Raw genomic sequence first — 10,083 nt, 5'->3', positions numbered from 1 at the left:
CATGGAGCCATAGATATTGTACTTTTACTTGCTATAATATTTTTGATTCTTTCTTTGATTGTAATATACAATAACGAAGAAATCAATCTTTGATTGTTATAAAAATGTGTATATTCTTTTAATTTTTATCTCAATAATTCTACTGTGATATTTTTATTGGGGCTGTCCTAGATAACTAAAATTTGTTAAAATTTAAGTATGAAACGCAGTAAATTAATAAACAATTAAAATTAATAGAACATTTTGCAGCAGGAACTGCAGCAAGGACAGCTTCAGTTTTAGTTAAGGTTAATAAGACTGCAGCTTCGTATTATTTTTTAAGATTAAGAGAATTAATATTTGAATATGAGAAAGAAAAAGAAGAAGAAGTTTTTAATGGAGAAATAGAAGCAGATGGCACCGCAAGGGTGTACTTCGTAAAGTTATTTTGGAGGCAAAAGAAAAGGAAAAAGAGGAAGAGGAGCTTGCATATAAAATACCAGTGTTTGGTTTATTAAAAAGAGGCGGAAAAGTATATATAAAAATAATAAATAATACTAAAATTAATGCCTATTATTAGGCAAAAAGTACAGCCAGATAGTATAGTTTATTCAGATTATTATCATAGTTATGATGTATTAGATGTCTCTGAATTTAAACACTTTAGAATTAATCATAGTGAAAAGTTTGCTGAAGAAAAGAACCATATTAATGGTATAGAGAACTTTTGGAATCAAGCAAAGAGACATCTTCGTAAATTTAATGGAATACCAAAAGAACATTTTCACTTATTTATTAAAGAGTGTCAATTTAGATTTAATAATCCAAAAGTTGAAAAACAGTTGGAAATTATATATAATTTAGCAAGAAAGGAGCTTTTTTAGTTATCTAGGACAGCCCTACAAGTTTTATGTTATAATTTGAATACGAAATTGAGCAACAAATCGCAATTTATAAAGGAGAATATTGATGAAACTATTTTTATGTTCGCACTTTTCAAGTGTAGGAAGTCTGATAAAGGAAGAAATTGAAAATAAGAAAGTCGCATTTATTCCAACAGCTTCACTGCGTGAAGGCTACACCGGTTATGTCGGCTCGGCTCGAAAATTATTCAAAAAGTTGGGAGCAATCGTAACTGAAATTGATATTTCAACGGAGGCTTATTCAACGATACAGTCTGTTTTTGAAGAAGCAGATGTGATATATTTTACCGGCGGAAATTCTTTCTTTCTTATGGACCAGCTCCGTAAAACGGGAACTGATGGGCTGCTGAAAAAGGAATTGGCAAATGGAAAATTGATGATCGGCGAGTCGGCAGGCGCAATTATATGTGCTCCAAGCATCCAATATATCGAGCAAATGTATGAAAAGCCAGAGGACTACTCACAAGAAGATGATGCAGGGCTTGATTTGATTGATTTCTATGTTCTTCCGCATTATCTTACAGCACCATTTAAGAAAGTTACCGAGAAAATAATGACTGAGTTTTCGGATTTGAATCTATGCCCAATTAACAACCGTCAGGGAATTGTAATTGATGGTGATAACCACAACAAATAAATCGCAAAACTCCTGCAAATAACTTTACTAAATTAATTACACAATAAGTAATAGTAATTACATTTTTATAAGGCTATCTTTATAGAATAAAATAAAATATATTAAAGTTTTTGCCTTGACTTGATTTTCTCTCATGCTAATATACATAAAAAATGTTCTTTAATATATTTTAATAATCTATTTGAAGACTATCAGTTGTTAACATTTGGTTTATTATCGGAAGAAGGACGAAGTAACGGTATTCAAGGCGATGCTATTAGGAATATATCTTCTCTCTAATTTATTTTTTAAGCAGTATTCATCAAAAATATTGATTTTAGAGGTATTAATACAGCGATAAGTATATTCCATACCATTGTTGCCACAGGCACTTCCTTCGGTCGCAGTTTGTATAGCCTGTATCTTAAAAGGTGAAGTTTTTAAGACATATTTTAAGAAAGATAAAGCACTAGAAGGTGTTTTATCCTCATAGATTTGCCTCCAACTATAGCGAGTAGCTAAATCGACAGCAGTAAATTGATAAACTCTTTTTCTGCCTAATTTGATATATTTAGTGTCTATTTGAACTATTTTGCCTTCTTTTTGTATTTTAGAGACAAATTTTCGTTTATCATATCGCTTCTTTTTCTTTTTTATTTTGTATCTCCAAAGATTATTTCTTTTTAGTACATTCTCTATAGCTGTAACCCCTATCTTAATGCCTTTACGATTTAAATATGCTTTAATATAATGCTTACCTCGATATTCTTTAGTATAGAGTTCAATAATTAAATTAATAGCTTCTTGATTATTAAAGATGTTTGGAGAAGTTTTTGGCTTAGTACTAAAATTAGCAACTGTTCCATTATTTTTATATTTTTTAAGCCAAGTATAAAAAGTGGATTTATTTATTTTTTCTATCTTTAAAAATCTTTTAATATTTTTAGTTTTTAATGCTTCATCCACTATAAATAATTTAAATTCTGTGCTATAATCTTTTTTCATAGTAGTATCCTTTATTTATTTTCTATATCAAAATATTATAACAAGGATACTGCTTTTTTTATACTAAAAAATGTCCAATATCTCATACTCCTAAACAAAAATAACTTTTAAAAACCTTGACAAATAGACTCTTTTAAGTAAAATGTTAAAAATATTTTATTGAATGTAATTATTATTAAGGAAATAGTTTTATGATTAAGTTTTATAATTCATTAACTAGGCAAAAAGAAGAGTTTAAACCTATGAATGAAAAAGAAGTAGGAATGTATTCTTGCGGACCTACTGTTTATAATTATGCACATATTGGTAATTTTAGGGCTTATATATTCAGTGATTTGGTGAGAAGAGTTTTGGAAGATTACGGATACAATGTAAAACTAGTAATGAACTTAACGGATGTTGATGATAAAACTATAAAAAATTCAAAAGAGAATCATATATCATTGAATGAATACACAAAAAAATATAAAGATGCATTTTTTGAAGATATAAAAACTTTAAGAATAAAGCCCGCAACAGTAAACCCTTCTGCTACAGAACATATAAAAGAGATGATAGATATAATAAAACTTCTAGAAAAAAATGGTCATACTTATGAGGCAGACGGTTCTATATATTTTAAGATAAGCACATTTCCAGAGTATGGTGAATTAGCTAATCTTGATAAGCAGGAATTAAAAGAGGGTGCTTCAGGAAGAGTTTCAAGCGATGAATATGATAAAGAAAATGCAAGCGACTTTGTACTTTGGAAGGCATATACAGAAGAAGATGGGGATGTTTATTGGGATTCACCTTTTGGAAAGGGCAGACCGGGATGGCATATAGAATGTTCTGCTATGAGCTGCAAATATTTAGGCAAGCATTTTGATATACATACTGGAGGAGTTGATAATAAATTCCCTCATCATGAAAATGAAATAGCACAAAATGAGGCTGCTTTTAATGAGAAGTTTGTTAACTATTGGCTTCACTGCGAGCATTTAATTGTTGATGGTGAGAAGATGTCAAAGTCTAAAGGTAATTTTTATACTCTTAGAGATTTGCTTAATAAAGGTTTATCTGCTGAGGCTATAAGATATTCACTTATGAACTCTCATTATAGAAAGCAATTAAACTTTACTATAGAAGGAATCAATCAATCTCAAAGTGCAATAGACAGAGTTAATGACCTTATATTTAGACTTAAAGATGTTGTTAAAACTGATGCTGATGACAGTGCTGTAATGAAAGAACTTGAAGAGGCTAATAAAAATTTCTTTGAATCTATTTATGATGATTTGAATGTTTCTGAGGCTTTGGGAGTATTTTTTAGTTTTATAAAGAGTATAAATATTTCTTTTGATTCTATTAATGTTAGTTCAAGAGATGCTATAATAAAATTTATAGAGAGAGTAAATAATATAATAAACTGTTTTAATATGAAAGGCGAAAAAGAAATAGAAAGCGAAGATGAAGAGAAAATAAATAAACTCATAGAAGAACGTACTTTAGCAAAAAAAGAGAAGAATTATAAAAGAGCCGATGAGATAAGAGATGAGCTTAATAGTATGGGAATAGAGATAATGGATACACCAAATGGCGTTAAATGGAAAAGAAAATAATATAGATTTGATTACAAAGACATATCAGCATATAAGCGGTATAGGTCCTAAAAAAGAAGCCCTACTTTGGGAAGAGGGTTTGAGAGATTGGCAAAGTGCATTAAAAAATATTAATTATTATGCAATGCCTAATTCTATAAGAGAAGCTTTAAAAGATGAACTTCCAAAATCTATATATAATTTGAAATCAAAAAATTATGATTATTTTTTAAAGAAGTTTCCTAATCAAATACTTTATAGGCTTTATCCTATGTTTATGGATAAGATTGTTTTTTTAGATATAGAAACTACAGGTATGAAGCCTGCAAAGTCTTATGTTACAGTGATAGGGTGTTATGACGGAAAGGATATGCAGGTATTTGTTCATGGCAGAAATGAAAGAGATTTTTTAGATTATATAAAAAATTATTCTATAGTTGTTACCTTTAATGGCTCTTGTTTTGATATACCGTTTTTGGAGAGATACTTTAATACAAAAATAAAATGTGCTCAGATAGATTTACGTTTTGTGTTAAAGGATTTAGGATATACCGGCGGATTAAAAAAAATAGAGCAGGATGTTGGCATTGATAGGGGCGATGATATGCTTGGTGTGAATGGTTATACAGCCGTTTTGCTTTGGAATTATTATTTAGACACTAAAGATGAAACAGCAATAGATTCTCTCATACATTATAATTTGCTTGATACTGTTAATTTGGAATATTTATTATGTTTGGCGTACAATAAATATGCTGAAAAATATAATACTACGCTTTTAAATTATAAAACGCTTCCTTCTGTAAATAATTATAAGCCCAATAAAAAATTAATAGACTATCTTCATAAACACCCGCATAAATATTCACCAAAGAGCGATGATTAAAATTTCTATTATTTGATTTTTAATAAGCTTGATCTAGTATTGTAGTAATAGCATCATGAGTCATAGCTTTAGGAAGTTTGTCCATACCGCTATATGTTAAAGCTATATCTGCAACATTATTAAATTTACTTCTGTCTATATTTATTTCATTAAGTCTTCTAGGAAGATTTAAGTCATGAAGAAGTTTTTTAATATATTCACCGCTTTGGCTTGCTATTTCAAAAGGAGTCATTTCAGGGTCAACTCCATTAATAAAATCTGCAAGTATAGTGTATTTATCAGGCACAACAGGTATATAATATTCCATAATATGCGGAAGAAGCATTGAGGCAATAATTGATTTATTAACAGAATACATATTATTTATTGCAATAGATAAAGCCCTTGAAGTGCCAAGAGCAGCATTAGATCCAGCCATAGCACACATCATATTAGCCATAGCTATATTTGATATATTATCCACATTTGAGCTGTCTAATATAAGTTTGCCTAGTCCCTTTATACTCATACTCATAGCATTTTTAATAATAGGAGCATTAATTTCATTTAAAGTAGTGCTCATATACAAATCAAAAGCCATAGCAAATACACTTAAAGCACTGCTTATAGAATATTTTACAGGCACTGTTGTGTATAATGAAGGGTCTATTATAGAGTCGCTTACATATATATTGTTATCTGTAGATTCTTTGCATATTCCATCATATTTATCTACCAAATACATTCCAGTAGTAATCTCTGATAAAGAACCAAGTATTGTTGGTACTGATATTAATGGAAATGGTTTATGATATACACTTTGACCAGATACATAATCTGAAGCTTCCCCGCTGTTAGTAACTACAACCGAAGCCCCTTTAGCTATATTTTGAACTTTGAACCCTCCTATAGCAACTATGCATTCTGCTTTGCTGTATCTTACTAAATTGGCTATAATATCTGATTCATCACTATTAGAGTTTGAATTAACTTTAGAATAAACCATAACATTCATTAAATTATCTTCTAATTTACTTACTATTCTATCTATGACACCTATCTGATTAAAAGAGTTACCATCTGTTACAATAACAACTCTTCCGCCATATTGCTTGATGGTGTCATGAAGACATTCTATAGAATCAATGCCGAATTTTATTTTTGTTGGTAATTTAAACTCTATTATAGCCATATTTACTCATCATAATAAAAATTAATTTTACTGCATTAATTCTCGGAAAAAGTATGTTTATTGTTTAAATTAAATATTATTTTTTGTGTATAGTGAATATTCGCTATATTAAAAATCAGGGAAATATATTGTCAGTTTTATAAATATAGTAATTTAATTTTAACTTGAAATTTAATATATATTTTATTAGAATATATTTATTCATATTGCAGGATAATTTTATGGCAAGCAAAAAAGAATATGTTTATATAGTACAATCATCTTTAGAACAAACAAAATGTAAAATTGGTATTACAGACAATCTTGAAAGAAGATTAAAAGAATATAATAATACTACAGGAAAATCAAAAGACAATATTTATTCTTATATTTTCACATGCGAAGTAAAAAATATGCGTCAAGTAGAAAATGACATAAAAAATCAGTTTCCTCATTTAAGAGAACAGAAAAGCAAAGAGATTTATTTTTATAATAATGCTTTGTTTGATATGTATATAGATTTTATTAAATCGCATGATTTATTTGTAAAAGAAATATATATAAAGCCTGCAGAAAAAAAGACAGTTGTAAAAATAGTAAAGAAAACAACCCCAACACTCAAAGAAAGAGGATTAACTCGTGAAAACATTATGACAAAGGCTAAACGCATAGATAATGATGAGTTTTACACTCGTTATGAAGATGTAGGAAAAGAAGTAGAAATGTACCCAATAGATATTTGGGAAAATAAGTGCGTATTTTGCAACTGCGATGATGCCGTAGGCGAAAGCAGAACAGAAAAAGATACATCTGCTTTTGCTCTTTATTTTATTAAAAATTTTATGCGGTTAAAATTAAAAAAATTAATATGTACGCATTACAGCGGTCAGATGGATTTGTTTAATGCAGGAGCTAAAGGATATATATTTACTAAAGACGGAGTTAATGAAATTATAGAAACACCTAAAGGATATACAGGCTCTTTTGATGATGATTTATCATTAAAAATATTAAAAGAAGAAGCAGATATAGTTTGTACTAATCCGCCTTTTTCAAGGGCTATAGACTATTGGAATATAGTTATAGGGAGCGGCAAAAAGTTTTTGATTATTTCTAATATTGTTAATGTTTTAAATACGGCTTATCTTCCATATTTTATAAATAAAAAAGTCTGGTCTGGATATAATAGTATAGACTGGTATCTCACTCCAAAAAGAGAACTTACAAGAGCCGCAGGGCATTGGTTTACGAATATAAAAGTTATAAATAGACCAAAAGCTAAAAATTTTAAAATTGTTCCATTAGAAGAGATACCAGAGAAATATAAAAAATATGATGATAACGGAATATTAATAGTTGATAATAATTTTATCCCAAATAATTATGATATGCCTTTTGCTGTATCTGCAAGACCTATATTAAACGGAATATTAGAAAAAGGATATAAAATATTAAATGAAAAACAATATATTCCATTAATAAATAAAAAAGCTCAATGGTCACGTGTTCTTATACAAAAAGAATAAAAAATATTATTCTTGAAATCAAATATTGACTTTTTTATATAATATTTTCTTTTATTTTTTTTATAACTAAATTTTGAATATATTTATTTACTGTAGTATTATTTTTTTTTGCTATATTTTCTATTATAGTGTAATCATCATCTAAAAGCCTAAAATAAAAGATTAGAATATAGTTTTATATATAAACTCAATTATTTTATAATATTTCTGCTCTCATAATATTCCTGCCATCTGCGGCCGAGTTTTTGCGCCTTTATTTTTACAGCATTATTAAAATAGTGCCTAAGTTTTGATATATCATCTTTGTTTTCTTTTGCAACGCTTCCAATAAGATTTTCTACTACTGTAGACATATTGATATTTCCATCGGCATAATAATAGGAATGAAGTGCCGACTGATAATATACTGACACTGCCTCAGCCGTACTCATTATAGAATTAAGCTCCTGAAGTTTTGTATTATCTTCGCTTATTCCGTTTCTAAGTTCATTAAAAGTAGTGGCAAGTACATTAACTACATCATAATCTATATTCATATCAATGTTGGCAAGTTCAAATAAACTCTCGCATTGATTAGTTATTATTTCAGATTCTAATTTTATATCCTTTATAGGATCAACAGTTTCAAAATTAAATCTTCTCTTTAATGCACTGCTCATCTCATTAATACCCTTATCTCTTGTGTTTGCTGTAGCTATTATATTAAAACCAGCATTTGCAAATAATACTTTGTTTTGCTCTGGTATATTCATTATTTTATCGCTTAATATGCTTATTAAAGAGTCCTGTATTTCAATAGGGCATCTTGTAATCTCTTCAAATCTTGTTATAAATCCGCCGCTCATACCTGTATAAATGGGAGAAGGTATTAATGCTTCATCAACAGGACCTTTTGCAAAAAGTAAAGCATAGTTCCAAGAATATTTTATATTATCTTCGTTAGTTCCAGCAGTTCCCTGTATTGTGATTGTGCTGTTTCCGCTTATAGCTGCAGATAAAAGTTCACTAAGCATTGTTTTTGCAGTTCCTGGCTCTCCTACAAGCATTAAACCTCTGTTGCCTGCTAATGTAATTATTGCCCTTTCAACTAAAGCATCGTCTCCGTAAAACTTTTTTTTAATAACGCTTCCGTCTTCAAACTCTTTGCCTAGTATAAAATCTCTCACAGCTTGAGGGGATAATTCCCAATTTTTTGGCTTTAGATTTTTATCTTTGCTTTTTAATATTTCTAATTCTTCTTTATAAAGCTCTTCCATTAATGGCTTTTGATGTTGATTATTATTATTTGACATTTTATTCTCTTTTTTTAATATGCTTTAAGTGCTTAATTATTATTCTAGTATATATTATAAATAATTTGTTTTCAAACTTTTAGTGTTTTTAATATGAAATTATATAAAACATGAACTATATATTGTTCACATAATTTTATAAAAATATAAAATAATAATTATTAAAACAATATTACATATAAGGAATTTTTATATGATATATGCAATAGTACCTCCAAGATGCATTGAAGGCGATACAGATTATTATCATATATTTGAAGCCTATTTTAACATCAATGATAATACAATAACTATTAATGTGCACTCTATATCTAGTTTGCATATTAGAATAAAGCCTAAATATAAGAATATGGTAAACAATAATTTTAAAGAGAACTATATTTTTATTAATGTGGAATTGAAAGACGGCAGAAATAAAATATTAAAATATAAATATTATAAAAGTGCTAACGGCATATTTATGACTGAAAACAGAGAAGACACTATTGTTATAGCTGTTTTGATTAAGAATTATTTATGCAGTAAATGTACTCAATTTTTATTTGGATATCAGTAAGTTTTTATATTTTGAGATTTTCTGTAATTATTGATAAATCTATCGTATGGGTATAGCTTAAAAGAGTCTTTATACACATTTTCTAGTAATTTTTTTACTAAATTTATTTTTTCTTTGAAGGTTTTATTTTTATCTTTTATTTTATTAAACTCTAAAAAAAATGATTTTTTTACTATATTCATAAATATATTAATTCTTATCATTTCATCAAAGATTATTCCATTAGGTATTTTAATTTTCTTTATAATAATAAAAAATATAGATAAGAAATATAATAAACTTAATATTCTAATAAAATATATTATTGTAAAATTAGCCCCTACTTTATCTATGTAGATGCCTAATATATTATAATATTCTCCTCTTGAGTTTAACCCTTGAATAATAAATACAGCTAAAAAATATGGTATAAGATGCAATAGCCTTTTTATAGTTTTATATAAAGATTTTGTAAGTATTATATGAATTATAAATAAGGCTACGGCTATATATATTAATATGTTTACTTTTACAGTAAAAATGATTATGAATAAGAATAAAGCTAATATAATAGAAGCTATATAAAGCATA

9 protein-coding genes and 1 pseudogene are annotated in these 10,083 nt (G+C 27.9%); 6 read left to right on the top strand and 4 right to left on the bottom strand.

The window, feature by feature from the left end; genetic code table 11:
• Positions 1–212 precede the first annotated feature (212 nt).
• Positions 213–863: pseudogene (locus EPJ72_RS08800) on the top strand (IS1595 family transposase).
• Between the two features lie 85 nt (positions 864–948).
• Positions 949–1,539, top strand: coding sequence for a Type 1 glutamine amidotransferase-like domain-containing protein (locus tag EPJ72_RS08795; protein ID WP_147731798.1), 591 nt, complete (start codon positions 949–951; stop codon positions 1,537–1,539).
• Positions 1,540–1,752: 213 nt separating this feature from the next.
• On the opposite strand, the gene EPJ72_RS13060 is transcribed toward EPJ72_RS08795, so the two are convergent.
• Positions 1,753–2,523: a transposase gene (locus EPJ72_RS13060; protein ID WP_158636893.1), complete on the bottom strand. Its 771-nt coding sequence runs from the start codon at positions 2,521–2,523 to the stop codon at positions 1,753–1,755.
• Between the two features lie 191 nt (positions 2,524–2,714).
• Between EPJ72_RS13060 and cysS the strand changes: the two genes are divergently transcribed.
• Positions 2,715–4,124 carry a cysteine--tRNA ligase gene (cysS, locus tag EPJ72_RS08785; protein ID WP_147731797.1) on the top strand — a complete coding sequence of 470 codons (1,410 nt, stop codon included), beginning with the start codon at positions 2,715–2,717 and terminating at the stop codon, positions 4,122–4,124.
• Positions 4,099–4,989, top strand: a complete 891-nt coding sequence (locus EPJ72_RS08780) for a ribonuclease H-like domain-containing protein (RefSeq protein ID WP_147731796.1) — start codon at positions 4,099–4,101, stop codon at positions 4,987–4,989. Before cysS ends, EPJ72_RS08780 begins: the two co-directional genes overlap by 26 nt.
• Before the next feature lie 19 nt (positions 4,990–5,008).
• Here the strand turns inward: EPJ72_RS08780 and EPJ72_RS08775 are convergent, their stop codons facing one another.
• Positions 5,009–6,160 carry an iron-containing alcohol dehydrogenase gene (locus EPJ72_RS08775; protein ID WP_147731795.1) on the bottom strand — a complete coding sequence of 384 codons (1,152 nt, stop codon included), beginning with the start codon at positions 6,158–6,160 and terminating at the stop codon, positions 5,009–5,011.
• Between the two features lie 221 nt (positions 6,161–6,381).
• Here EPJ72_RS08775 and EPJ72_RS08770 point away from each other — a divergent pair, with 221 nt between their 5' ends.
• On the top strand, positions 6,382–7,665 hold the full coding sequence (locus tag EPJ72_RS08770; RefSeq protein ID WP_147731794.1) for an adenine-specific methyltransferase EcoRI family protein: 1,284 nt from the start codon (positions 6,382–6,384) through the stop codon (positions 7,663–7,665).
• Positions 7,666–7,856: 191 nt separating this feature from the next.
• Here the strand turns inward: EPJ72_RS08770 and EPJ72_RS08765 are convergent, their stop codons facing one another.
• The gene (locus EPJ72_RS08765) at positions 7,857–8,957 is read right to left on the bottom strand and encodes an ATP-binding protein (RefSeq protein WP_147731793.1); all 1,101 of its coding nucleotides are present in this window, start codon (positions 8,955–8,957) and stop codon (positions 7,857–7,859) included.
• Between the two features lie 193 nt (positions 8,958–9,150).
• On the opposite strand from EPJ72_RS08765, the gene EPJ72_RS08760 reads away from it, so the two are divergent.
• The gene (locus EPJ72_RS08760; RefSeq protein ID WP_147731792.1) at positions 9,151–9,513 is read left to right on the top strand and encodes a hypothetical protein; all 363 of its coding nucleotides are present in this window, start codon (positions 9,151–9,153) and stop codon (positions 9,511–9,513) included.
• Here EPJ72_RS08760 and EPJ72_RS08755 read toward each other — a convergent pair.
• Positions 9,507–10,082: a hypothetical protein gene (locus EPJ72_RS08755; protein WP_147731791.1), complete on the bottom strand. Its 576-nt coding sequence runs from the start codon at positions 10,080–10,082 to the stop codon at positions 9,507–9,509. The genes EPJ72_RS08760 and EPJ72_RS08755 overlap by 7 nt on opposite strands.
• Position 10,083 lies beyond the last annotated feature (1 nt).

This window comes from Brachyspira pilosicoli (assembly GCF_008016535.1).
Classification (GTDB): Bacteria; Spirochaetota; Brachyspiria; order Brachyspirales; family Brachyspiraceae; genus Brachyspira; species Brachyspira pilosicoli_A.
Note: the sequence above shows the minus strand (reverse complement) of the source record. Positions and strands in the feature narration are given on the sequence as shown.

What these genes read in the sequence shown, in the direction of transcription:
- EPJ72_RS08795 (WP_147731798.1), top strand. Translation starts at nt 949, where the DNA reads ATGAAACTATTTTTATGTTCGCACTTTTCAAGTGTAGGAAGTCTGATA.
- EPJ72_RS13060 (WP_158636893.1), bottom strand. Translation starts at nt 2,523, where the DNA reads ATGAAAAAAGATTATAGCACAGAATTTAAATTATTTATAGTGGATGAA.
- cysS (WP_147731797.1), top strand. Translation starts at nt 2,715, where the DNA reads ATGATTAAGTTTTATAATTCATTAACTAGGCAAAAAGAAGAGTTTAAA.
- EPJ72_RS08780 (WP_147731796.1), top strand. Translation starts at nt 4,099, where the DNA reads ATGGCGTTAAATGGAAAAGAAAATAATATAGATTTGATTACAAAGACA.
- EPJ72_RS08775 (WP_147731795.1), bottom strand. Translation starts at nt 6,160, where the DNA reads ATGGCTATAATAGAGTTTAAATTACCAACAAAAATAAAATTCGGCATT.
- EPJ72_RS08770 (WP_147731794.1), top strand. Translation starts at nt 6,382, where the DNA reads ATGGCAAGCAAAAAAGAATATGTTTATATAGTACAATCATCTTTAGAA.
- EPJ72_RS08765 (WP_147731793.1), bottom strand. Translation starts at nt 8,957, where the DNA reads ATGTCAAATAATAATAATCAACATCAAAAGCCATTAATGGAAGAGCTT.
- EPJ72_RS08760 (WP_147731792.1), top strand. Translation starts at nt 9,151, where the DNA reads ATGATATATGCAATAGTACCTCCAAGATGCATTGAAGGCGATACAGAT.
- EPJ72_RS08755 (WP_147731791.1), bottom strand. Translation starts at nt 10,082, where the DNA reads ATGCTTTATATAGCTTCTATTATATTAGCTTTATTCTTATTCATAATC.